General features: G+C 64.7%; 21 protein-coding genes and 1 pseudogene. 11 read left to right on the forward strand and 11 right to left on the reverse strand.

What is annotated here, in order from left to right:
* Window position 1: 1 nt before the first annotated feature.
* On the reverse strand, window positions 2-2,296 hold the full coding sequence (locus BJG93_RS21575; RefSeq protein WP_082194563.1) for a type VI secretion system Vgr family protein: 2,295 nt from the start codon (window positions 2,294-2,296) through the stop codon (window positions 2-4).
* A gap of 433 nt (window positions 2,297-2,729) precedes the next feature.
* On the opposite strand from BJG93_RS21575, the gene BJG93_RS21580 reads away from it, so the two are divergent.
* Window positions 2,730-2,954, forward strand: a complete 225-nt coding sequence (locus BJG93_RS21580) for a hypothetical protein (RefSeq protein ID WP_027196282.1) — start codon at window positions 2,730-2,732, stop codon at window positions 2,952-2,954.
* A gap of 414 nt (window positions 2,955-3,368) precedes the next feature.
* Here the strand turns inward: BJG93_RS21580 and BJG93_RS21585 are convergent, their stop codons facing one another.
* The 3 genes from BJG93_RS21585 to BJG93_RS21595 all read right to left on the reverse strand — a co-directional run bounded on the left by BJG93_RS21585 (window position 3,369) and on the right by BJG93_RS21595 (window position 6,464).
* Entirely contained in the window at window positions 3,369-3,806 is a 438-nt protein-coding gene (locus BJG93_RS21585; protein WP_027196283.1) for a GNAT family N-acetyltransferase, read from the reverse strand.
* 35 nt (window positions 3,807-3,841) lie between these two features.
* Window positions 3,842-5,281: an MFS transporter gene (locus tag BJG93_RS21590; RefSeq protein ID WP_027196284.1), complete on the reverse strand. Its 1,440-nt coding sequence runs from the start codon at window positions 5,279-5,281 to the stop codon at window positions 3,842-3,844.
* Window positions 5,282-5,579: 298 nt separating this feature from the next.
* On the reverse strand, window positions 5,580-6,464 hold the full coding sequence (locus tag BJG93_RS21595; protein ID WP_027196285.1) for an isocitrate lyase/PEP mutase family protein: 885 nt from the start codon (window positions 6,462-6,464) through the stop codon (window positions 5,580-5,582).
* Window positions 6,465-6,664: 200 nt separating this feature from the next.
* Between BJG93_RS21595 and prpR the strand changes: the two genes are divergently transcribed.
* From prpR to ahpF, 3 genes are all read left to right on the forward strand, one after another.
* Window positions 6,665-8,686 carry a propionate catabolism operon regulatory protein PrpR gene (gene prpR, locus BJG93_RS21600; RefSeq protein WP_027196286.1) on the forward strand — a complete coding sequence of 674 codons (2,022 nt, stop codon included), beginning with the start codon at window positions 6,665-6,667 and terminating at the stop codon, window positions 8,684-8,686.
* A gap of 147 nt (window positions 8,687-8,833) precedes the next feature.
* Complete coding sequence (ahpC, locus tag BJG93_RS21605) at window positions 8,834-9,397, forward strand: alkyl hydroperoxide reductase subunit C (RefSeq protein ID WP_027196287.1); 564 nt, start codon at window positions 8,834-8,836, stop codon at window positions 9,395-9,397.
* Window positions 9,398-9,569: 172 nt separating this feature from the next.
* Entirely contained in the window at window positions 9,570-11,162 is a 1,593-nt protein-coding gene (gene ahpF, locus BJG93_RS21610) for an alkyl hydroperoxide reductase subunit F (RefSeq protein WP_027196288.1), read from the forward strand.
* Window positions 11,163-11,358: 196 nt separating this feature from the next.
* Here the strand turns inward: ahpF and BJG93_RS21615 are convergent, their stop codons facing one another.
* Entirely contained in the window at window positions 11,359-12,084 is a 726-nt protein-coding gene (locus BJG93_RS21615) for a pirin family protein (RefSeq protein WP_027196289.1), read from the reverse strand.
* Window positions 12,085-12,221: 137 nt separating this feature from the next.
* Here BJG93_RS21615 and BJG93_RS21620 point away from each other — a divergent pair, with 137 nt between their 5' ends.
* The gene (locus tag BJG93_RS21620) at window positions 12,222-13,112 is read left to right on the forward strand and encodes a LysR family transcriptional regulator (RefSeq protein ID WP_027196290.1); all 891 of its coding nucleotides are present in this window, start codon (window positions 12,222-12,224) and stop codon (window positions 13,110-13,112) included.
* 56 nt (window positions 13,113-13,168) lie between these two features.
* Here BJG93_RS21620 and BJG93_RS21625 read toward each other — a convergent pair whose 3' ends face one another.
* Complete coding sequence (locus BJG93_RS21625; protein WP_027196291.1) at window positions 13,169-14,185, reverse strand: 1-aminocyclopropane-1-carboxylate deaminase; 1,017 nt, start codon at window positions 14,183-14,185, stop codon at window positions 13,169-13,171.
* Window positions 14,186-14,325: 140 nt separating this feature from the next.
* Here BJG93_RS21625 and BJG93_RS21630 point away from each other — a divergent pair, with 140 nt between their 5' ends.
* The 3 genes from BJG93_RS21630 to BJG93_RS21640 all read left to right on the forward strand — a co-directional run bounded on the left by BJG93_RS21630 (window position 14,326) and on the right by BJG93_RS21640 (window position 17,047).
* Window positions 14,326-14,865, forward strand: coding sequence for an Lrp/AsnC family transcriptional regulator (locus BJG93_RS21630; RefSeq protein ID WP_027196292.1), 540 nt, complete (start codon window positions 14,326-14,328; stop codon window positions 14,863-14,865).
* Window positions 14,866-15,032: 167 nt separating this feature from the next.
* Complete coding sequence (gene msrA / locus BJG93_RS21635; protein ID WP_027196293.1) at window positions 15,033-15,791, forward strand: peptide-methionine (S)-S-oxide reductase MsrA; 759 nt, start codon at window positions 15,033-15,035, stop codon at window positions 15,789-15,791.
* Window positions 15,792-16,147: 356 nt separating this feature from the next.
* Window positions 16,148-17,047 carry a MipA/OmpV family protein gene (locus BJG93_RS21640; protein WP_027196294.1) on the forward strand — a complete coding sequence of 300 codons (900 nt, stop codon included), beginning with the start codon at window positions 16,148-16,150 and terminating at the stop codon, window positions 17,045-17,047.
* Between the two features lie 142 nt (window positions 17,048-17,189).
* On the opposite strand, the gene BJG93_RS21645 is transcribed toward BJG93_RS21640, so the two are convergent.
* The 3 genes and pseudogenes from BJG93_RS21645 to BJG93_RS36460 all read right to left on the reverse strand — a co-directional run.
* Entirely contained in the window at window positions 17,190-18,236 is a 1,047-nt protein-coding gene (locus tag BJG93_RS21645; RefSeq protein WP_071336642.1) for a YncE family protein, read from the reverse strand.
* Window positions 18,237-18,291: 55 nt separating this feature from the next.
* The gene (locus BJG93_RS21650; protein WP_027194206.1) at window positions 18,292-18,471 is read right to left on the reverse strand and encodes a hypothetical protein; all 180 of its coding nucleotides are present in this window, start codon (window positions 18,469-18,471) and stop codon (window positions 18,292-18,294) included.
* Between the two features lie 14 nt (window positions 18,472-18,485).
* Window positions 18,486-18,626 (reverse strand): annotated as a pseudogene (locus tag BJG93_RS36460) (LysR family transcriptional regulator); the annotation flags it as partial.
* Window positions 18,627-18,754: 128 nt separating this feature from the next.
* Between BJG93_RS36460 and BJG93_RS21655 the strand changes: the two are divergent.
* From BJG93_RS21655 to BJG93_RS21665, 3 genes are all read left to right on the forward strand, one after another.
* Complete coding sequence (locus tag BJG93_RS21655) at window positions 18,755-19,954, forward strand: amino acid aminotransferase (RefSeq protein ID WP_027194205.1); 1,200 nt, start codon at window positions 18,755-18,757, stop codon at window positions 19,952-19,954.
* A 71-nt stretch (window positions 19,955-20,025) separates the two neighbouring features.
* Entirely contained in the window at window positions 20,026-20,820 is a 795-nt protein-coding gene (locus BJG93_RS21660; RefSeq protein ID WP_027194204.1) for a class II aldolase/adducin family protein, read from the forward strand.
* 71 nt (window positions 20,821-20,891) lie between these two features.
* On the forward strand, window positions 20,892-21,875 hold the full coding sequence (locus tag BJG93_RS21665) for a 2-dehydropantoate 2-reductase (protein WP_027194203.1): 984 nt from the start codon (window positions 20,892-20,894) through the stop codon (window positions 21,873-21,875).
* Window positions 21,876-21,945: 70 nt separating this feature from the next.
* Here BJG93_RS21665 and BJG93_RS21670 read toward each other — a convergent pair whose 3' ends face one another.
* Together BJG93_RS21670 and BJG93_RS21675 are read right to left on the reverse strand one after the other, a co-directional pair.
* Window positions 21,946-22,092 (reverse strand): hypothetical protein, encoded by a 147-nt coding sequence (locus tag BJG93_RS21670; protein ID WP_154671685.1) that lies wholly within the window; start codon window positions 22,090-22,092, stop codon window positions 21,946-21,948.
* Window positions 22,093-22,102: 10 nt separating this feature from the next.
* Window positions 22,103-24,085, reverse strand: a complete 1,983-nt coding sequence (locus tag BJG93_RS21675) for an AI-2E family transporter (protein ID WP_071336643.1) — start codon at window positions 24,083-24,085, stop codon at window positions 22,103-22,105.
* Between the last annotated feature and the right edge of the window lie 137 nt (window positions 24,086-24,222).

The raw sequence follows: 24,222 nt of genomic DNA on the forward strand, positions 1-24,222 counted from the left end.
ACTACATCCGCGCGAAAGGCATACCGGCGCGACTCGCGCGCAGCGCGCATTCCGTCTCGGCGGGCACCGGTAGCACCGGCAGATCGGCGGGCATGCTGGCGGGGCCGCTCCGGTCGTAGGCGGCGGCCCGCCATTTGCGGTCGCCCGGTGTTGCGTCCTCGATGCCGTTACCCGTCATCCGGAAATACGAGCCGCCGCATTTGAACAGCAGTTCTTCTTTCGCTTCAATAACGACGCGGCCCTTTGTGCTGGTGATGATCGTGTCCTTTTCCGACGCGATACTGATTTCATCGCTTTGTGCCTGGATCTGAACCTTGCCACGCGCGGCGAACAGCTTGATGCCGAGCCTGTGTGCAAACAGCGAGAGTACTTCGCCCGCCGCGATCACGACGTTTGCCATTGCGTTCACGTTGAATCGCGACGACGTGGCGACGCTCACATCCTTGCCCGCCGACACCAGCACGCGATCAGGCGTTGCCAGGCCGATACCGTTCGGTGCGGACAGCGCAATCACCGCCTGCTTCAGGCCAGCCAGTTCATCTTTGAGCCACTGATTTTCCGCCTTCACATCAGCCATCTCGGCATGGGCAGCGCGGGCCACGTCGGTTAGTTCCTGCGCCTGGGCCTGCGTGAGCCGGAACTGGTCCGTCGCCGGTGCCATGTCCGTCTGGTGACCTCGGGCAACCGGCTGGGCGTCCGCCGAGACAAGCATCCCGCCACCGGCGCGGACATGTCCCTTCTGGTCGGTGCGCAGTTCGAACCCTTCACCGCGCCCCTTGTTGTTCCGGTCTACCGTATAGCCGAGGTTAAGCTGCGTCTTGCCGTGTTCGGTCGCGACCTTGATATGTTCGCGGCCGTCCCGGTCATCCATCTCCAGCGTGTTGTTCGTGCGTGTGCGGATTGTATTGCGCGTGCCCCACGGATAGCCGGATACGACGGGATCGGTCGCGTCCGCCGTGTGCAGAACCTGGCTGATGTATGGCAGGTCCGGGTTGCCCCACAAAAAGCCCACCGTGACCACGGTCCCCTCGACCAGGCCGAAGTGAAACCCGCTCTGGCCCGCCCCCGCGAACGGTTTCGCGAGTCGCATCGGGCAGCTCTGCAGGCCTGGCGTGCGCTCGTCCCGGTCGACGTGCAGGTGAACGATGTAGCGGCCCTGATCATCCAGATAAGGGTCCTTGTAGCCGCCTGGCGATGCGATGGCACCCGTGATGACGCCTTCGATCCGCGGCCACGTCTCCTCCATCAGCGGCAGCCGGTAAAGCCGGTCGGATGGAATGGCGGAGAATTCAATGTGATACGCCTTCTTGCGTGAGGCGCGGCACATCACCCGCACGGCAAGCAGGCCATGCTTCGCGTCGGGTAACTCGCGGTTGGCAAACCTCAGCACCGAAGCGGGCGTGAGGTCCAGCATGTCGCCCGTGCCCCGATATTCGATCTGCGCGGCCAGCGCCGCTTCATGCCTCAGCCGTGCTTCTCCGTTCGCCTCGTCCTCGTTCAGATGGGGCGTTCCCCACACGTATGTCTCGCCGTACGTCGTCGTGTCGTCGTGAATGTCCTTCGAGCCGTCCAGTGGCTCGGGCGTGCGCCGCTCCGGGTTGTACGTGCGCACGCTCTGGCGCCTCGGGATCGTCGCCGAATGCATTTCCAGCGCACCGACCGACTCGGCGCCGCTCGTTTCCATACCGCCAGGATGGCGATAAGCGACAGTCAGGTTCGGCTCGCGCCGGTAGTGCGTGAAGTCGTCACCGAACCGCACTCGCTCGCAGTGCTCGCCAGTTTCGCAGACGAACCAGATGCCGCTGCGGCGACAGAGCCGTGTAATAAACGTGAGGTCGTCCTCGCCCCACTGCATGATGAAGTCGAACTTGCGGTATTCCCGGTACAGCATGATTTCGAAGTCCGCCAGTAGCTGATCGAAACCGTTTTCGCGAAGGATCTGCCGGATGATTTCGGGGATGCTGCTGTCAAGAAAAAAGCGGCATCTCGGATTGCTGCGCAGCAGCGCCAGGCGCGACTCCAGCACGACCTGATAGGTGGACTGGTCACGGTTGCTGCTCATGAGCGCAAAGTGTGTCACCACCCCCTGGATACGCCGCGCCGGTTCCGGCTTGCTCCAACTATCACGCGACGGTGGCTGGATCACGAAGGCGGCGGGCCTGTTCAGGTACTCGGAACGCGACAGGTCATCCTGTGGATGGGTGAACTGGATTACGTACTTCGTCGGCTCGCCAATGGCGCGCGTGCCCTCGAAAGCAAAGATGTCCGCCAGCGCCGCGCTCGGGGCCTGCGGCATATCGAGGCTGTAGAACTGGTGCGTGTTGACGCCCGGACGCGCAGGTGCGCCCTGCGAGGCTGTAGTCGGACCCACGTGTCGCTCCCGTCAATTGTTTTCTGATGTTGTCAGCGTGGCAATCTACCGGAAGCAGGCGGCGAATGACATACGACGCGGTCGATTTGATGAAATTTAATAGTTATTCCGCTATTGTCCGCGTCAATCAACTGCATGATCTGGCGGGGGGTATTGAGTCTGGAAGCTCGCGGAGCAGTTCTGCTGCGCGTGAATGACCTGTCGTCCGGGTCTCGATCGCAGCGTTCCATGTCTGAAGTAGGAGCAAGACAACAGTACTCCTGAAAAAAACAGGTCTGCAATTTTCATCCACCGCCCATTCCTCTGCCCGTTGTCGCCTGCTAGATTAGGAGCCCCAACAGCTTCGGAGGCGTTCGGAATGTCGTACCAACAGGATCCGGACGGCGTGCGCGTGGTGCTCGCTGCGATGAAGGCCAGCGCCGATATGGCGAACATATCGGTCTTTCGGTCGACAACGGCCGTGCCGTTCGGCTTTGCCGGGTCACTCGAGGCGGCGCGGGCTGCGTGCATCGCGATGAGCGAGATCAACCTGAACATGCATGAAGCGAAGACGCCTCGAGGGGGGGCGGACATACACCTTTGAAGCATGTGGGAAAGGATGAGGCCTGGTTGCGACAAAGACCGAAAGATGAGCCGCGGATAAAAGGCCGCGACGTCATTTAAAGATCAGAAGGCCGCTGAGATTGTCGCGTGTCTTTTCACGTGTATAAAAAAACGGGATTACGCCTGAAATGCGTCAATCTGCTATTGATCGAATTAATAAGCTGGCAGCAGGTGCTGGCGAAAATCTCGATCGTGCCTTTTATGAAAGATACGGACATGATTTTTAATCCAGAGCTATGGGGCCGCACGACTGCTGGCCGCGCATAGCGTGCCGATACTTCGCGCCGAAAACGGCCGATTAAGCTTGCTTTGAGAGAGCGTCAGCAAAGAGCCTAGCCAGCGGCTGCACGAACCAATCGCGGCGCACCCGTGACAGCCGGTTTTCGATACCCGCTCACGCGTCCGTCCCGTAAACATCCGACCGATGCAACTCCATATACCGCTCAGGATTCCCGAGCGAGGTGAAGCCATGCGGCGCATACAGGTGATGCGCGTCGGTCGTGACCAGCACGATCCTGCGCAGAGCGGCGAGCGACGGGCTCGCCAGGATATGTTTCATCAACGCTGACGCATAGCCCCGCCCGCGATACGCGGGTAGCACGAACACGTCGCACAGGTAGGCGAAGGTCGCCTCGTCGGTGATGAGGCGCGCGAACGCGATCTGCTTGCCGTCGACAAAGCCGCCGAAGCACAGCGAACCGGCGACCGCCCGCTCGAAAATTGCGCGCGGCATGCCTTTGGCCCACGGCGTTTCCTGCGACAGAAACGCGTAGACCATGTCGAGGTCGAGATCGTCGTTGCGGTTCGAAATCGTCAGTTCACCTGCTTGCATCGCGCGTCTCCCTTTGGTCGCGTATGACGTACCGCTTATCCCCTCGCCGTGGTCTCTCCGCCGGCCGAACCCCCACCGATGCTCTGTCCAGCATTGCGCGCGAGCCCCATATAGCCGGGCACGGACAGCAGCGTCAGCACGCCGGCGAACAGGAACGCGAGGCGGAAATCGTCGAGCGTGAACACGTGGCCGGTCGTCTCGCCGTTGAAGAGCGCCGCGACCCGCAGCGACACCGCGCCGAACGCGATGCCGAGACCGATCGTCATCTGCGCGGCCGCGCTCCACAGTGTGCTCGCCGCGCTCATCTGCGGCTGCGGGATGTCGGCGTAGGCGAGCGTCGCGAGTGTGGAGAACTGCATCGAGCGCGCGACGCCGTACACGAACACGACGATCAGTACGAACATGAGCGGCACGTGCGGCGTCAGCAATCCGCACGCGATGATGAAAACGCCGGCCACCGCCACGTCGACGATCGATACCATCCGGAAGCCGTAGCGCTGCAGGATCCGCGTGGTCAGCGCCTTCATGCCGAGGTTACCGAGCGCGCTCGCGAGCAGCAGCAGACCCGAGCGGAACGCCGACAGACCGAAGCCGACCTGGAACAGCAGCGGCATCAGATAAGGCACCGCGCCGATGCCGATGCGCGTGAACGAGCCGGTGATGACCGTCACCGAAAACGTCGGCACCTTCAGCGTCGACACGTCGACGAGCGGATACGGATGACGCTTCGCATGCTGGAACGCGAGCGTGCCGACCAGCAATCCGCCCGCCACGACCGCGAGCGCGAGCCACGGATTGGCGGCCGGCTGGCTCGCGAGCTCCGCGCCGTACAGGATGGCGGTCAGCGCGACGCCGCTCAGCAGCAAGCCGACGACGTCGAGCGGCTTGCGTTCGGTGCCGCGCAGGTTCGGCACCATGGCGAGGGCGACGGCGATCGCCGCGAGGCCGAACGGGACGTTCAGCAAAAAGATCCAGCGCCACGACGCGTAGGTCGTGATGAAGCCGCCGATCGGCGGGCCGACCACCGGCGCCGCGATGGCCGGCCATGTGATCGTCGAGATCGCCTGCATCATGCGGGCTTTGTCGGTGCTGCGGACCACGATCAGGCGGCCCACCGGCACCATCATCGCGCCGCCGATGCCTTGCAGCAGCCGCGCGGCCGTGAACTCGGGCACGTTCTGCGACAACCCGCACAGCACCGACGCGATCGTGAATACGCCGATTGCGCTGACGAACACGGTGCGCGCGCCGCAGCGGTCGGCGACCCAGCCGCTCGCCGGAATGAAGATCGCGAGCGCGAGCATGTAGGCGGTCATGCCGAGGCTCAGGCTGTTCGGGCCGACGCCGAACGAACGCGCCATCTGCGGCAGCGCGGTGGCGATCACCGTGGTGTCGAGGTACTCCATGAAGAACGTGGCCGCGACGATGTACGGCAGCCAGCCGACGTGCGCGTTGCGGGTGCCGTCGCTGCTCATCGCGCGAACTCCCGGGCTAAGCGCAGGCGCGCGGAAAGACCATTGACGGGCCGGCGCGGGGCGCGTGAAAAGTATGACTTCATGGTGCTTGCGACTACCTTCCGATTGCGTTTTTGTTTTCTGCCGGTATCCGGGACAGCGGGCCGGCGGCGGAGGCCGACGCCGCGAACGGGCGCGGCGGGCTGGCGCGCACATTAGCTTGCCTGATTGCCAGCCCTGAATCCTAACGCAACAAAGGGTCCCCTATCGCGCAGGCGGGCAGCGCGCCGTACAACCGCGCCGCGCCGCCAGCCGTGCGTCAATCCTTCGCCGCGTACTGCTTGTCCAGCCGGTCATACAGCGGCTTGTCGACGAGCCGCTGGCGCTCGCTGAACGGCGCGACGATCGTCGCGTCCTCGTCGAGGCGGCCGTTGCTTCGCAGCGTGCCGAGCGCGCGCTGCATGCCGAGCACCGCGCCTTGCAGCGCAGCGTTCGCGTACAGCACGATGCCGTAGCCGAGCTTGGCGAGCGCGTCGCGCGACTGCACTGGCGTCTTGCCGCCGATAACGATGTTGATCAGCTGCGGCACGGCGAATAGCCCCGGCAGCCGCTCGATGTCGGCGAGCGATTCGGTCGCCTCGATAAACAGGATGTCGGCGCCCGCCTCGATGAAGCGATGACCGCGCTCGATCGCGTCCTCGATGCCGTGGACCGCGGCTGCGTCGGTACGCGCCATGATCTGCAGATTCGCGTCTTCGCGCGCGTCGACGGCCGCGCGGATTTTGCCGACCATCTCGCTCGTCGTGACGACTTCCTTGCCCGCGAAGTGGCCGCATTTTTTCGGCATCACCTGGTCTTCGAACTGGATCACGTCGGCACCGCTGCGCTCGAGCACGCGCACGGTCTGGCGCACGTTCAGTGCATTGCCGAAGCCGGTGTCAGCATCGACGATCAGCGGCAGCGCGACCGCGTCGCGGATGCGCGCGGTGTGCTCGGCGACTTCGGCGAGGCCGATGAAGCCGAGGTCGGGCAAGCCGAGCGACATGTTGGTGACGCCCGCGCCGGTGATGTAGACCGCCTCGAAGCCGGCGTCCTCGATCACGCGTGCGCTCATCGCGTTGAACGCGCCGGGCACCAGCAGCCCCTGACGCTGATTGACCTTGGCGCGGAACGCGGCGCGGCGGGTGGCGGAAGTGGTAGTCATGATGCAGGTCTCCAGAAGTGAAATCGGTAGCGCAATATGGGCGACTATTCTGCAGGAAGCGTGCCAGCCCGCTGCGCGTTCGCGGGTTGTCGCGCTGGAACATAGGTCTGCGCGATACACGCTCGGCCGCGAGGTTCGTGGCATAATCGGCGGAACGTTTCATGAAACGTTTCGCGGAACGTTTCGTTCAGGAGAGCCGCGTGTCCCCCTTCGCCCCGTTCAGCGCGAACCGCAGTGCCGCCATTGATGCCGGCCGCCCCGGGATCGCACTCGTCAGTATCAGCCGGCTGCAATCGCTTTGCGAGGCCGTCGCGCCGCGCTATGCCGAGCGCGCGAAATTCTTCCCGGTTCGGGAAGGATACGGCGCCGCCGTCGCCGCGTTGCAGGCCTACGTGGACGCGGGTTCCGTCGACGTCGTACTGTCCGCAGGCTCGAACGGCGCGTACTTGCGCGAGAACCTCAGCGTGCCGGTTGTGATGGTCAAGGTGAACGGCTTCGACGTGTTGAGCGCGATCACGCGCGCCACCGCCACGTGGCCGCAGGCGCGCATTGGGCTCGTGCTGCATGAAGCGGTGGCGCAGGAGCTGGCCGACCTCGGCCCGCTGCTGAACGTCGATCTGCGGCAGCGCGCGTACCGGTCCATCGACGAAGTGCGGCTCGCGGTCGATGAACTCGTTGCGCAGGGCTGCCGCGTGGTCGTCGGCGCTGGCATGGCTTGCGATCTGGCGCAGCAGGCCGGTATCGACAGCGTGTTCCTGTATTCGCTGGCCGCGGTCGAGGAAGCGTTCGAGCGCTCGGTCGAACTGGCGCGCGTGAGCCGCCAGAAGGAAGCGAAGCGCGGCCGCCTGAACACGATCGTCGCGCACCTGCGCGACGGCGTCGCCGCGTTCGACGAAGCCGGCCAGCTCGAAGCCGTCAACCCGGCGATGCTCGAACTGCTCGGTTCAGGCGCCACCCACCAGATCCCGAAGGACGACGAGGACACCTCCGCGCGGGTCGCGCGGTCGCTCGCGCCGCTGTTGCGCGAAACGCGCGCCGCCGACCAGCCGGTCGACGAACGTATCGAGCAGATCGGCGGCCGAGCGTTGATCGTCAGTTGCGTGCCGATCGTCGAGCAGGGCGCGCGCGCCGGTTTCGTCGTGACCGCGCAGGATGCGGTGGTCGCGCAGCGGATCGACCGGTCGCTGCGCACCAGCCAGCGGCCGAGGCATCTGGTCGCGCGGCATCGGCTCGACGATCTGATCGGCGCTTCGTCGGCGCTGGAGCGCGTGCGCCGGCTCGCGCGTGCCGGCGCCGCACACGACGCGACCGTGCTTCTGACCGGCGAAAGCGGCACCGGTAAGGAACTCGTCGCGCAGGGCATCCACAACGCGAGCCCGCGACGCGGCAATCCGTTCGTCGCGTTCAACTGCTCGGCGCTGCCCGAGGGGTTGATCGAAAGCGAGCTGTTCGGGCACGAGGAAGGGGCCTTCACGGGCGCGCGGCGCGGTGGCAAGCCGGGGCTATTTGAAATCGCGCACACCGGCACGATCTTTCTCGATGAAATCGGCGAAATGCCGGCGGCGCTGCAAAGCCGGCTGTTGCGCGTGCTGCAGGAGCGCGAGGTGATGAAGCTCGGCGCGGTCCGCGCGACGCCTGTCGATGTGCGCGTGGTCGCCGCGACGCACCGCGACCTGCATGCGCGCGTCGAGCAGGGCGCGTTTCGCGCGGATCTGTATTTTCGATTAAATCTGCTTCAGATAAAATTGCCGCCGCTGCGCGAACGCCGCGCCGACATTGCGCCGCTGGCGCGCTATCTGCTTGACCGCAGCGCGCGGCAGTACGGCTTGTCGGCCGCGGGGCTCGAACAGGTGCTCGCGTTTCTCGACCCGCTTTTTGCGAACTATGCCTGGCCCGGCAATGTCCGCGAGCTGGAAAATCTGCTGGCGCGCGCGGCGATTTATATCGGCGACGCGACGCGCCAGATATCCGGGAACTTGGCGGCCGACGCATTGCCGGAGTGGCAGGTAGTGTTTCCCGAATTCGCGCGGATCGGTTCGGCTCAGGTCGAGCGGATCGCGCCGGCGTCTCAGGGCCCAGTCGCCGCCGGTACGGCGCCGCGCGCCGCCGTCACCCGCCAGGACGCGCTGCGCGCTCTCGACCAATCCGACGGCAACCGCGCCGCCGCGAGTCGCGCGCTCGGCATCGGGCGAACCACGCTGTGGCGGCTTTTGAAGAGCTGAAACGCCGCACATCCAAGCCGATAGCTTGCGCCGCTAAAGTGAATAGGGTCAGACTATCGAACTGATTAACACAATCCACTTTACCTATTAAGCGCCGTCTGACATACTGGCTCTACTTTTCCAACCCCCTCAGAGAGGACTCAGCAAATGCCGATCATCAACAGTCAAGTCAAACCGTTCAAAGCACAGGCTTTTCACAACGGCGATTTCCAGACCGTCACTGAAGAAAGCCTGAAGGGCAAGTGGTCGGTTTTCGTGTTCTACCCGGCCGACTTCACGTTCGTATGCCCGACCGAACTCGGTGACCTGGCCGATCGTTATGACGACTTCAAGAAGCTGGGCGTGGAAATCTACAGCGTGTCGACCGATACGCACTTCACGCACAAGGCCTGGCACGACACGTCGGACACGATCCGCAAGATCAAGTACCCGATGCTGGCCGACCCGACGCTCGCTATCTCGCGCAACTTCGACGTGCTGATCGAAGAAGAAGGCCTCGCGCTGCGCGGCACGTTCGTGATCAACCCGGAAGGCGAGATCAAGCTGTGCGAAATCCACGACAACGGCATCGGCCGTGACGCTGGCGAGCTGCTGCGCAAGGTCCAGGCGGCTCAGTACATCGCGAAGCACCCGGGCGAAGTGTGCCCCGCCAAGTGGGCGCCGGGCGCTGAAACGCTGACCCCGTCTCTCGACCTGATCGGCAAGATCTAAGGTCTGCGCAGCTCACGCTGCACCCCGCAGTCTGCATCTTCCGGGAGCTTCCCGGCGCCTTACCGCGCGAGTCGCCCATACGGCGCTTCGCGCGTCCCCGGGCCGTACCTGTCCTATCCGGATGCGTGCGGCGCCGGGATACCCATACCCTTCGTCACGGAATCGCCACGCCATGCTTGACGCCAATCTCAAGACTCAACTGAAGTCGTACCTCGAAAAAGTTAGCAAGCCTATCGAGCTCGTCGCCTCGGTCGACGACAGCGCGAAGTCGCAGGAACTGCTGGCGCTGCTGAACGACATCGCGACGCTGTCGGAGCGTGTCACGGTGGTCGAGCGTCGCGGCGACAGCGAGCGCAAGCCGTCGTTTTCGATTGGCGAAGCGGGCAAGGGATCCGGCATCCGTTTCGCCGGCATTCCGCTGGGGCATGAATTCACGTCGCTCGTCCTGGCACTGCTGCAGGTCGGCGGCCACCCGGTCAAACTCGACGATGCGGTGATCGAACAGATCCGCAGCCTCGACGGCGACTATCAATTCGAAACGTATTTTTCGCTGTCGTGCCAGAACTGCCCGGAAGTCGTGCAGGCGCTGAACGTGATGGCGTTGATCAATCCGCGCATCCGTCACGTCGCGATCGACGGCGCGCTGTTCCAGAACGAAGTCGACGCGCGCCAGATCATGGCGGTACCGACGATGTTCCTGAACGGCGAGACCTTCGGTCAGGGCCGCAGCGGCGTGAAGGAAATCCTCGCGAAGCTCGACACCAACGCCGGTGCGCGCGCCGCGAAGGAACTGGAGAACAAGCCGGTGTTCGACACGCTGATCGTCGGCGGCGGCCCGGCGGGCGCAGCAGCGGCCATTTACTCGGCGCGCAAGGGCATTGCGACCGGTGTCGTGGCTGAGCGTTTCGGCGGTCAGGTGCTCGACACGCTCGCGATCGAAAACTTCGTCTCCGTGACCGAAACCGAAGGACCGACGTTCGCGACGGCGCTCGAACAGCACGTGAAAGCCTATGACGTCGACATCATGGACGTGCAGCGCGCCGAAGCGCTGATTCCGGGGCGCATCCACGAAGTGCGTCTGGCCAACGGCGCGGTGCTCAAGGCGAAGACGATCATCCTCGCGACCGGTGCGCGCTGGCGCGAAATCAACGTGCCGGGCGAGCGCGAGTATCGCAACCACGGTGTCGCGTACTGCCCGCACTGCGATGGCCCGCTGTTCAAGGGCAAGCGCGTCGCGGTGATCGGCGGCGGCAACTCGGGCGTCGAGGCCGCGATCGACCTCGCGGGTCTCGTGCGCGAAGTGACGTTGCTCGAATTCGGTGCGACGCTGCGTGCAGACGAGGTGCTGCAACGCAAACTGCGCAGTCTGCCGAACGTGACGGTCGTCACGCAGGCGCAGACCACGGAAATCACCGGCGATGGCAAGAAGGTCAACGGTCTGATCTATAAGGACCTCGCGTCGGGCGAAGTGAAGAACGTCGAGCTCGAAGGCGTGTTCGTGCAGATCGGTCTGGTGCCGAACACCGAATGGCTGAAGGGCACGCTCGAGCTGTCGAAGCACGGCGAGATCGTCGTCGATGCACGTGGCGCGACGTCGGTGCCGGGCGTGTTCGCCGCCGGCGACGTCACCACGGTGCCGTTCAAGCAGATCGTCATTGCCGTGGGCGAAGGCGCAAAAGCATCGCTCTCCGCATTCGATCACTTGATCCGCAACAGCGAAGAAGTCGCGGTGGCCGTCGAAGCGGAAGCCGAAGCAGCGGTTTGATCGGGTTGATGACAGAGACAAGCGGCGGCCTGCGGGTCGCCGTTTTAGTTTGTGCACGAAACAAGGCCCGCATGGACGCGGGCCTTGTTTCGTCAAACGTGATTTCTACTGCTAGCGCAGAGGAGCGAAGCTCGCTGCAAATCGTCGTCCGGCGAGCCGCGCTCAGATTGGATCAATAGCGGCGCAAGCAGAGCGTTTATGCCCACAACGCCGAGGTTTCGATGTTCCGCAGATCGAACACGAGCACTTCCGCGTCGCGGCCTTGCGTGAAGGTCAGCGCTTGTTCGCCACGCACTCGCGCGCCGTCACCCTCGCCAAGCTCGACGCCATTCACCGCGACGCTGCCGCGCGCCACGTGAACATACGCATAGCGGTCGTTCGCGAGTTCGAGCCGTGCGGTTTCGTCGCCGTTGAAAAGACCGGCGTACACGCGCGCGTCCTGTTGCAACTGCAGCGAACCGTTCGCACCGTCCGGCGACAGCACGAGCCGCAGCACCCCACGCTTGTCGGCCGCGTCGAAGTGCTGTTGCTGATAGCGCGGCTTGGTGCCTTGCTCAGCCGGCGCGATCCAGATCTGCAGGAAGTGCACCGGTTCGCTCTTCGAATGGTTGTATTCGCTGTGCGCCACACCGGTGCCCGCGCTCATCAACTGGATGTCGCCCGGCACGATCACCGAGCCTGTACCCATCGTGTCCTTATGTTCGAGCGCGCCTTCCAGCACGTACGAAAAGACCTCCATGTCGCGATGCGGATGCTTGCCGAAGCCCTGCGCCGGCGCCACACGGTCATCGTTGATCACGAGCAGGTCGGAGAAGCCGTTCTGCTTCGGATCGTGATAGTTCGCGAACGAAAACGTATGACGCGAGCTGAGCCAGCCGTGTTCCGCGCGGCCACGTTGGTTGGCGTGTCTGATGTCGAGCATGCTGTTTCTCCTTGGGTTTTTCGTGTGATCCGGGCCAGATGTTTGGCTGCGATCCATGAACGACAGTGTAGGTCAATCCCGATGGCTATAATCATGGTGAAAACCGGAAACACTGTCGCCGTGGAGTGGACAATACGATGCAGCTCGATGACATGCGGATCTACGTGGCCACTGTCGACGCCCATAATTTCACCGCGGCGGCGAACCGGCTGTCGCTGTCGAAACAGTTCGTGAGCCGCCGTGTGATGGGGCTGGAAGAAGCGCTCGGCGTGCAACTGTTGATTCGCAACACGCGCAAGCTGGCGGTGACCGATCTGGGCCAAGAGTTTTACGAGCGCGCAAAGCGCATCCTCGGCGAGGTCGAGGACGCCGAGCAGGCCATGTCGCTGCGCCGCGCCGCGCCGCGCGGGCTGCTGCGCGTGAGCGCGCCGATGTCGTTTGGAATGATGCATCTGTCGCCGCTCGTCGCGGCGTTTCTGCGCGAGCATCGCGACGTGCGCTTCGACATGGAACTGAGCGACCGCGCCGTCGATGTGGTCGGCGAAGGCTTCGACATGGCGATCCGCATCGGCACGCTGGCGGATTCGTCGCTGATCGCGCAGAAGCTGATCGATGTGAAGATGGTCGCGTGTTGCAGCCCCGGCTATCTACGTCGACGCGGCAACCCGGCCGTGCCGGCCGATCTCGCGAAGCACCAGTGTCTGCTGTACGGTCACGGCGGCGCGGTCAGCTGGGAGTTCAGCGTCGACGGCGCAATGACGAGCATCGAGGTGCGAGGGCCGTTGCGGGCCAATAACGGCGATCTGATTCGCGATGCCGCGGTGGCGGGACTTGGCATCGTTCGGCTTCCCGACTTCATCGTCGCCGATGCGCTGGCGAATGGCCAGCTCGTACCGGTGCTCGAAGCCTTCCTGCCGACGGCGACGGGCGTCTATGCCGTGTATCCGCAGCATCGGCAAAGCTCGGTCACGATCCGCGCATTCGTCGAGTTTCTGCGCAAGCATCTCAGGAAGAAGCTCGCGGGTTGAACTCGAGCTTGACTCCGAACCTGAAGCCGAAGCGCGCACGCCCGTCGTCTAAACCGTCAGCCGTCGCGGAAAATAAAGCTATACGCGCTCAACGCCGGCACGCCGCCCAGATGCGCATACAGCACGCGCGAGCCGGCCGGAAATTCGCCGTTGCGCACCTTGTCGATCATGCCGTGCATCGACTTGCCTTCGTAGACCGGATCGGTCAGCATGCCTTCGAGTCGCGCGCACAGACGGATCGCCTCGAGTGTGCCGTCGTTCGGCAGACCGTATTCCGGCCCGCCGTAGCGCTCGTCGAGCACGATGTCCTTCGCGGTGATGTCGCGGCCCAACTCGACGCGCTCGGCGGTTCGCTTCGCGATGCGCATGATCTGCTCGCGCGTCTGCGCCGGTTTCGCCGATGCGTCGATGCCGATCACGCGATCGGCGCGGCCGTCGGCGGCAAAACCGACGACCATGCCCGCCTGGGTGCTACCCGTCACCGAACACACGACGATGTAATCGAACCTGAAGCCCAGTTCGGCTTCCTGCTGACGCACCTCTTCGGCAAAGCCCACGAAGCCGAGCCCACCCAGCGGATGATCCGAGCAGCCGGCCGGAATCGCGTACGGCTTGCCGCCGGCCGCGCGCACGCTGTCGAGCGCGTCTTCCCAACTCTTGCGAAAGCCGATGTCGAAGCCGTCCGGCACGAGCCGCACGTCGGCGCCCATGATGCGCGACATCTGGATGTTGCCGACACGGTCGTACACCGCATCCGAGTAGTTGACCCAGTTTTCCTGCACGAGTACGCATTTCAGACCGAGATGCGCGGCAACCGCCGCGACCTGGCGCGTCTGATTCGACTGGATGCCGCCGATCGACACCAGCGTGTCGCAGCCCTGCGCGAGCGCGTCGGGGATCAGATATTCGAGCTTGCGGGTCTTGTTGCCGCCGAACGCGAGGCCGCTATTGCAGTCCTCGCGCTTGGCATAAAGCTCGACCTTGCCGCCGAGATGTTCGCTCAGCCGCTTGAGCGGCTGGATCGGCGTCGGTCCGAAGGTGAGCGGGTAGCGGGGGAATCGTTGCAGGTTCATCGCGGCTCCGTGGTGAGTTGACTTCCGTGCCTTCATGGTAAGAAAAACCGCTAGAAATGAGCTTGCGAAAAAAATGGCGCGGACGTATTTTTAGAAATCAACGGAAGCTCGATCGATAACAAAATTTTGTACGTGCCTCGATGAACGCAACGAAAGTTCGTGCTGGATCGAAACCTTCCGGCGCAACCCCGACTCCGCCCAAGGCGCAGGCCGATCCGCACCACGGGCTAGACCGCATCGATCGCGCGATCCTGCGGCAGTTGCAGACCGACGCGTCGATTTCGAACGTGGCGCTCGCCGCGAAAGTGAAGCTGAGCCCACCCGCGTGTTTGCGGCGTGTCGAACGGTTGAAGGAATCGGGGCTGATTCGCAGCGTGGTCGCATTGCTCGATCCGAAGGCGGCCGGCGCGGGCATGCTCGTGATCATCGGCGTGGTGCTCGATCGCTCGACGCCCGAGTCGTTCGCCGAGTTCGAAAAGGCCGCGCAGAAAGTGGCCGGCTGCATGGAGTGTCACGTGGTGACGGGCGAGTTCGACTATTTCATGGTGATCCGCACGCGCGACAGCGACAGCTTCAATCGCCTGCACGCCGAGCAATTACTTTATCTACCGGGCGTGCGGCAGATCCGCTCGTTCATGGTGCTGAAGGAAATCCTGTCGACCACGACATTTCCGCTCTGAGCCGCGCCGCCGGGCAACCGCGCAACCGGCGGCGAAAACGCGCATGCTGTCATAAATGCTGTCATAAGCGCAGCGCCCGCGCGACCAAGCTTCGACGCACCCGCGCGCGGCCCCGGCAGCATCGTGCGACGGCGGGTTAGCGTCGGCACTTTTCCGGAGCGACCATCATGACTGGCAACAGACGGCAATTCTTTACCTCGTTCCACAATACGTCGAAACGCTCACGCACGGCCACGATGGCGTTGCTGCTAGGCACGGCCGCGCTCGCGTTGCCGCTCGCGCAGCGCGTCGCGTTCTCGGCGGAGAAAGCCGTCGTGATCGCGCCGCCCGCGCTCGACGAGCCGATCCCGGCCAGCACCGCGCACGAGGAAACCGCGGTGTTCGCGGGCGGCTGCTTCTGGGGTGTTCAGGGCGTGTTCCAGCACGTGCGGGGCGTCACGCGGGCGGTGTCGGGCTACTCGGGCGGCGCCCGCGACACCGCGCAGTACGAGACCGTCAGCGGCGGCGAGACGGGGCACGCCGAATCGGTGCAAGTCACGTTCGATCCTGGCAAGGTCAGCTACGGCAAGTTGCTGCAGGTTTATTTCTCGGTGGTTCAGGACCCGACCGAGCTCAATCGTCAGGGGCCCGACAGCGGTACGCAATACCGCTCCGCGATCTTTCCGCTGAACGACGCGCAGCGGCGTGTCGCGCAAAGCTATATCGCGCAGCTCGACAAGTCGCACGTGTTCCCCGCGCCGATCGTCACGAAGACGGAGCCGTACAAGGGCTTCTATCCGGCCGAGTCGTATCACCAGAACTATCTGACGTTGCATCCCGATTCGGCCTATATCGCGTTCAATGACATGCCGAAAATCGCCAACCTTAAGCGCCTGTTTCCCGAGCTGTATCGCGACAAGCCGGTGCTCGTCGACGCCGGGCAATAGCACCTTTTTGAACGGGGGCGCCAGCGGTGCGGCTGCATCGCTGAACTGCCTTCGCGTTGCTCGTTGCATCGCGGTCGTCATCAATCTTCCACAGACTTGGCGCATATCTTGCGAACGATTGTGCCGTTCGCCACTGTCCGCGTCACCGTGGCGCGCCAGGATGGCGCGCAATGACCGCACGACCGCGTGGGTCGAGCGGGCTCAGCGCGCTTCGTGCGCATCGCGGCCCGCGGCATTGGCTGCAAAAATTACACGCCGTAAGTAGCAGTGCGGCGGTCGTCCGTGCTTTTTGGGTCCGCACTGGACTCCGGGCGAGAACCTAACCTCTTCGCGACGCGTGAGATTGGAGGCTTCCGGTGTTGAACAGCCGTAGAAAGAAGCGGGGCGCCATGCCCCGCCATAAACAAACCGGCATCGCGGCGCGCGCGCTCGTCGCCGCGACCTTGGGTGCGATGGCCTGCCTGCCTCGCGTGGTCTTCGCGCAGACGCCGTCGCCGCTCGCCGAATGGCAATACTCGGCGGGTATTCCGCTACAGAAAATCTGGCAGCCGAACATTCCGGACTGGCAACTGCGCGTCGGCGTGGCCACGTCGTTCCAGCCGCGCTTCACGGGATCGGACCGCTATCACCTCGTGGCCGGCCCGAGCGTCGACGTGCGCTATAAGGATCTATTCTTCCTGTCGAGCGGCGAAGGCTTCGGCGTCAATTTCGTGCAGGGCGAGAACTGGCGCATGAGTCTCGCCGCGGTCTACGACCTTGGGCGGCGCGGGCAAAACGATCCCCAGGAACTCAACGGGCTCGGCAACATCAACCCGGCGCCGGGTCTGAAGCTGTCGGGCGAGTACGTCGTGTCGAAGAATTTTCCGCTCGTACTGCGCGCCGATATCCGCCGCTATTTCGGCGGTTCGAACGGCTGGATCGGCGATCTCGGCGCCTACCTGCCGATGCCGGGCAGCACGAAGCAGTTTTTCTGGTTCGCCGGCCCGAACGTGACGCTTGCGGACTCCAATTACATGAACAGCTGGTTCGGCGTCAATCAGGAGCAGGCCGCGCATTCGCAGTATCCGCAGTACCACGCGAGCGCGGGCTTCAGGTCGGTGGGTTTCGGCGTCAGTATGATCTGGCTGTTCAACAAGCACTGGTTCGCGACCGCCGACGGCGCGTTCGAGCAGCTGGTCGGTAGCGCGGGCAACAGTCCGATCGCGCGCAGCCGCTCGACCGGCGTCGCCGACGTATCGATCAACTACCGGTTCTGACGCCGACCGTGCCAGATCCGCGCGGCTCGGCCGGCACCCTACGCGAGACGCGCGGCTTCGCGGTGAAGTTCCACGCAGGAAGGCGATGTCGATCGTCGAATTCCCCGCGAGCTGCGTGCTTTCAGTTCCGCGAGCCGTCGCGTCATGGCGATGACATGATACGAAGCACTGGACGTCCGCCGACGTCTTTCAGCGCGAAAAACGAATGATGTGTAGTCGGGTCGATGGCGACGACATGCGCATTAGGTCCGAGACGGCCTTCACCGATCTTTTCGATATTCGCGCCTCTGAGGCTGAACATCGAAACGATGCCAGCTTCGCCCGCCACATAAAGCGTGCCCGGTGCCGGATCGAACGCGAGCACGTCCGGGTCGCTGCCGATGCCGAACGACTGGATAATGCGCCGCGCTCCCAAATCGAAAACGAGCAGTTTGTCGTTTCCCTGGCAGGCGATAAAGGCGAGCCGATCCTGAGCATCAATCAGCAGTCCGTGATTGTGTTCGGATCCCGGAAGCCTGAAACGGGCAACGATCCGGTCGACGGCAGGGTCGATTTCAATGAGTTCGTCGCGGCTCTGAACGTTGACGAAGATGTGATGGGATCGCGGATCGTATTGGGTATTGCCGACCTCGCCGCCAAGCGGAATCGTCGCGACGCGCTGGTTGCTGCGAACGTCAATGACGGTCTCGGTATTGCCGGTCTCGTTTGACACGTAGAGCTTGTGCACCTCCGGCGCGTAAGCCATGCCGTCCGGATAATGCCCCCCCGGCATGCGCGCGACTATTTTGAGCGTCGCTTCGTCGATGGCGACGATTTGGTCCGTTCCTGTTGCCGAAGCAAACACGCGTGCCAGGTCGGGAATGGCGAGCACGCCGTGAACGGATGAGACGCCAGCAATGCGTGCGATCACGCGCGAGTCACCCACATCGAAGACGATCACTTCCCCGTCGCCGAGGTGGGCGATGAACAGCAGATGGCGAACGGGATCGTAGCTTTCGTAATCGAGCCGCGTGGCGCGACCCGGCAGCGGGATGTCGGCGACATGCGTCAGCGGCAGGCCATGGGCTCCTTCTTGCGCGGCGGCGGGTGGAATCCTGTACAGCACAACGCCTGCAACTGCGGATAAAACGAGAAGGACGAGGTACGACAGGACCGCTGAACGCAAGCCCCAGTGTTGCAAGGTTCTCATGAGACCCTCCCACGGCGCGGGTTACCACCGCTGCGCGCAAGTGGCCGCGGTGGCATCACGCAGCCAAAGTGCCGTGCAGCGTTAGCGCGCTTGCGCTCTGCGCGTCCACGGCCGCCTTGACGCGCGCGCCAGAACCGCATGCGGGCCGTGAAATTTCCGTGGGCAAGGTCAGCACCAGCAGCGACCATGTTGAAATTGTTTTCACGTAGACGACGTTACGCCAGCGCAGCATCATCCACAAGTCAGCTTTTAGCGGCGTCTGAAGGCGTCGCGCCGCGTGACGCGCGCGTGCCCGTTAACCGTGAAGCCATCGGCCGGTGGCGACAGCGCGCGCTCAGTCGACCGATACGCGCACACTTCGCGAATCGTTTCGGGATCGAGGGTGCGCCGACGACCGACACGCTTGCCGGTCGACTTCGCCCGGCAAACCCGCTTAGACTTGAGGTTTGCCCCGTCGTCCCGCGCCGCGCAGACGACCGCTACAACAGGCCTTTACAGGCCGTCTTCAAGGATCCGTCATGTTCGACCATATTCCCGCCTATCCGGGCGACCCGATTCTGAGCCTGAACGAAGACTTCCAGCTGGACCCCCGGCCGAACAAGGTCAACCTGAGCATCGGCATCTATTTCGACGACGCCGGCAAGCTGCCGGTGATCGACGCGGTGCGCCGCGCCGAAACCGCGCTGCTCGATGCGATCGGCCCGCGCTCGTATTTGCCGATGGCGGGTCTGCCGCTCTATCGCGACACCGCGCAGGCGCTCGTGTTCGGCACCGACAGCGCGGCGCGCGCCGAAGGCCGGATAGCGACGCTGCAAACGCTCGGCGGCTCGGGTGCGCTGAAGGTCGGCGCCGATTTCCTGAAGCGCTACTTCCCCGCCTCGCAAATGTGGATCAGCGATCCGAGCTGGGAAAACCATCGCGTCGTGTTCGAAGGCGCCGGGCTCAAGGTGAACACGTATCCGTACTACGACCCGCAAACGGGCGGCCTACGCTTTGCCGACATGCTCGCCGCGATCGACGCGTTGCCGGCCAAGAGCATCGTGCTGCTGCACGCGTGCTGCCATAACCCGACCGGCGTCGATCTGAGCCCGGCGCAATGGGCGGAACTGGTGCCGGTTTTACAGCGCCGCGAGCTGATCGCATTCGTCGACATGGCCTATCAGGGTTTCGGCGCGGGCCTCGAAGCGGACGCCGCGCCGGTGCGCCTGCTCGCCGACGCGAACGTGCCGCTGATCGTCGCGAACTCGTTCTCGAAGAATTTTTCGCTATACGGCGAGCGCGTCGGCGCGTTGAGCGTGGTCTGCAAGAGCGCCGACGAAGCCGCGCGCGTGGCGGGCCAACTGATGTCGGCGGTGCGCGCGAACTACAGCAATCCGCCGACGCACGGCGCGCGCCTCGTCGCCAACGTGCTCGCCGATGCGACGCTGCGCGCGTCGTGGGAAGCCGAGCTCGGCGCGATGCGCGAGCGCATTCTGGCGATGCGCAAGGTGATCCACGCGGGGCTCGACGGACGCGTCGATGAAGTGATGCGCGCGCGCTATGTCGCGCAGCGCGGCATGTTCACCTACACGGGCCTGTCCGAAAGCCAGGTCGAGCGTCTGCGCAACGAATACGCGGTGTATGTGTTGCGCTCGGGTCGCATGTGCGTCGCCGGGCTCAACGCGCGCAACGCGGACTACGTCGCGTCGTCGATCGCGGCGGTGGTGTCGGGCGCCTGAAGCCGTCGGGCGCAGGGAAGGGCGGCGCGCACGGGCGCGCCGTCACAACGACAATCATGGAGACATCGACGATGGCCGCGACCCTCGAGGCGCAACCGGCAAGCCCACCCGGGTCCGCCGCGATGCACGCCGACGAATGGCAGGCTCGCGTGCAGCTCGCCGCGTGCTACCGGATCTTCGACCTGCTCGGCTGGACCGAGATGATCTACAACCACATCACGCTGCGCGTACCCGAAAGCGTAAGCGGCGCCGAGCGCCACTTTCTGATCAACCCGTTCGGGCTGCACTACAGCGAAGTCACCGCGAGCAATCTGGTGAAGATCGATGCGCGGGGGCGCGTGCTCGACGGCTCGCCGTATCCGGTGAATCCGGCCGGCTTCGTGGTGCATGCGGCGATTCACGAGGGCTTGCCCGACGCGCACTGCGTGATGCACACGCATACGACGGCGGGCGTCGCGGTGGCCTGCCTCGAAGAGGGCTTGCAGCAGACCAACTTCTATAGCGCGCAGTTGCACGACCGGATCGCGTATCACGATTTCGAAGGCATCACGATTCATGCAGAAGAGGGACCGCGACTGCTCGCGCATATCGGCGACCGGCAGGCGGTGATCCTGCGCAACCACGGTCTGCTATCGTGGGGCCGTACGTTGCCGCAGGCTTTCGCGATTCTGTGGACGCTGAATCGCGCGTGCGAAATCCAGCTGGCCACGTTCTCGATGGGCCGCGCGCGGCCGGTGCCGGAGGAGGTCGCGATCCGCTGCTCGCGCGAAGCGCTGCAGTTCGACCCGCGCTACGGCGCTGGGCAGGACGTATTCGAGGCGCTGGTGCGGCGCGTCGATCGGATCGATGCGAGCTACCGGCAATGATTGAAGTCATGCGTCGAAGAGCGCGGCAGTCGACGCTGCAATAAACACCGCGACAGGCAAGGATTCAGGCGATGAAAGTAGCGATCTACGGCGCCGGCGCGATCGGCGGCTGGATGGGAGTGAAGCTCGCGCAGGCGGGGCATCAGGTCAGCGTGGTCGCGCGCGGCGCGACGCTCGACGCGGTGCGCCAGCATGGTCTGCGGCTGATCGAAGGCGGCGTGATTTACGCCGAACAGGTGAAGACGAGCGACAAGCCGGCCGATCTCGGCGTGCAGGAGCTCATCGTGATCGCGGTGAAAGGCCCGGCGATGGCGGCGGTGGCCGCGCATATCAAGCCGCTGCTCGGCCCGCAGACGATCGTACTGACGGCGATGAACGGGGTGCCGTGGTGGTTTTGCGACGGCCTCGCCGGCGAGCTGGCCGGCCAGCGCCTGAAAACGATCGATCCCGACGGCGCGATCGCTGCCGCGATCCCGGCCGCGCAGACGGTCGGCTGCGTCGTGCACGCCAGCTGCCTGAGCGACGCACCCGGCGTGATCCGGCATCACCAGGGCAACGGGCTCATCGTCGGTGAGGCGTCGGGCCAGCCGAGCGAGCGCGTCGAGCGGCTAGCCGCGCTGCTGCAAGCGGCGGGCTTTCATGCGACGGCCTCGGCGCAGATCCAGCGCGACGTCTGGTTCAAGCTGTGGGGCAACATGACGATGAACCCGGTCAGCGCGATCACCGGCGCGACGACCGACCGGATTCTCGGCGACGAACTCGCGCGCGGCTTCGTCACGCACATCATGCTGGAGGCGAAGGAAATCGGCGCGCGCTTCGGCATCCCGATCGACCAGGCGCCCGAGGACCGTCACGCGGTCACGCTGAAACTCGGCGCGATGAAGACGTCGATGCTGCAGGACGTGCAGGCCGGCAAGGCGGTCGAACTCGATGCGCTGGTCGGCGCGGTGCGCGAACTCGGGCAGCTGACGCGCGTGCCGACACCCTATACGGATGCATTGCTCGGACTCGCGCGGCTGCATGCGAGTACGCTGGGTTTGTATCCGAGGCCGTGAGGTTGTCGTAAAACCTTCGGTTCGAAGAACGAAGAAACGCTGGGCGTCGACCGCGCGGTTGATGCCCGCGCTAGGCCGTGGCGGCAGCCGGCAGCTGCGCCGCTTCGATCAACGACAACGCGCGCCGCGGATCGTCGAGCTCGGTCAGGCACAACAGCGCGAGGCGCGCCAGATACGGTGCTGCCTGCGCCCGTTTCGGATCGGCGCAGCTTCGCAACTCGCTAGCTTCAGCTCGCGCTGGCCGTCTGCGGCGGCTGCCGCATGGCCAGCCCGCCGGTCGCCGCGTGACATGCCTCGATCATCGAGCGGAACGTCGGCGACGTGTGTGGTGCGCCGGCCGCATCGAGCTCGACGCTGTCTTCCGGCGTGTCGCCGACGCCACCGACGCCGACCACCAGCGTCGCGCGCGGCCGCCACTCGCGCGTGCGCCGCAGCATGTTGCGCAGATACGGCGGCGAGTCGGGCGCGTCGAGCGACACGATGCAGATGATCGACGTGTCCTTGAAGCTCGGTTCGTCGGGGCGCGCCCGGCGGTAGCCCGAGTGGGTCGCCATCAGAGGAGCGAAGCCCTGGCGGCTCAACAGTTGCACGGCGATCGCGGTCGTCACTTCGTCGAATGCGCCGCGGCCGGGCACGCACAGCACCGCCGTCTTGCCCGCTTCGTCGTGCTGTGGCGCGCGCGCGAGCAGATCGTTGCCGTAGCGCTCCGCGGTACCCGCGCCCGGCGTCGTCCGGTCCGGCGCCCCCGCAAGCAGCGCGCTACCCGCGTCGGCCGGTTCGGCAGGCGACAGCGTATCGCGCAGCCCTTCGGCGATTTCGAGGTTCTCGACGATATCGATGAGCGCGTCGTTGATCCGCTGCAACTGGTCGGGCATCAGCACGCCGCGCTGCGCATCGTTGCGCGCGAGCCGCAAGCCTTCGAGCGCGACCTTGTCGTAGTAGTCGATCAGCGACATCTCGCGCAGCAGCCGCTCGGCCTGCACGATCGCCTCATGCGGATCGTCGGCGAGCAGGCGCTGATAGAAGTTCTGCGCGGGCGTCAGCGCGGGCTGATCGCCGAGCAGCACGGTCAGGAAGTTGAGCCGGTCCGCGTAGCGCCCGAGCGTGACGACGCACAGCGTGAGCGGCGTCGACAGCACGAGGCCGATCGGCCCCCACAGCCAGCTCCAGAAAATCGCCGCGACCACCACCGCGAGCGGAGACAGTCCCGAGCGATGACCGTACAGCAGCGGCTCGGCGATCTGCCCGGCGACCACGTCGACGACGATGAACAGGATCAGCGTGAGGACCGCCATCGTCCATTGCGGCTGGATCGCGGCCGCGAGAAACACCGCGAGGATCGCCGCGATCCAGATGCCGATGTACGGCACGAAGCGCAGCAGCGCGGCGATCACGCCGAACAGTAGCGCGCCGGGCACGCCGATGATCGCGAGCCCGATCGCGATGATGCCGCCCGCGCTCAGATTGACGCCGAGCTGGGCGACGAAATAGCGTGACAGGCGCCCGGCGGCGTCGTTGATCGCGGTGGTCGTGCGGTGCAGGTCGCGCGAACCGAACAGGCTGATTAGACGGTCGCGCAAATCCTCGCGCTGCAACAGAATGAAGATCGTCACGACGAGCACGATGAAGGTCGTCTCGATCGGCGCGATGGCCGGCGACAGTGCGCGCCGCGCGAGTTGCACCGGCGTCGGCGCGGGCTCGTGCAGCTCGACCTGTTGCGGCACCTGCGGTGCGTTGCGCGCGGCGCGGCCGGTCGGGCGCGGCGGGGCCGGGCGCGATGGCGCCACGCGCTGCAGTGCGGTGGCAGCGCTGCTCATCAGGGCATCGGCGCGGCCCACGGTCTTTTCCTGCACCGTTTCGATCTTCTGCTCGATCGCTTCCTGATACTGCGGCAGGTCGCCCGCGAGCTGCACGAGCTGCGCGCCGATCAGCGCGCCGATCGCGAGCAGCGAGGCCAGCGCGAACAGCACCGCGATGAAGATCGATGGCAACTGGCCCATGTGCAAACGCCGCAGCGTCTGCACGAGCGGCGCGAGCAGGAAGCTCAGCAACACCGACAAGGTGATCGGAATCAGCACGGCGCGCCCGAAGTACAGCCCGCACACGACCACCACGCCGGTGATCAGCGACACCAGCCCATGCAGGCCCGGCGTGCCCGGCGGGTAAACGCGAGTGGGCCGCCCATGCGGCGGCGGTAGCGATATTTTCATGTGAACAGAATTCCGGTTGGGACGCGCTGACGACCGAGCGGAGCACAGGTCGTCAGCAAGACAGATGCCGGAATTGTAGGCGGTTTGATCTGAGGTGGACTGATTGCGGTGATTTCCAGGCTGCGTATCGGCGACGT

Source organism: Paraburkholderia sprentiae WSM5005 (assembly GCF_001865575.2).
Taxonomy (GTDB): Bacteria; Pseudomonadota; Gammaproteobacteria; order Burkholderiales; family Burkholderiaceae; genus Paraburkholderia; species Paraburkholderia sprentiae.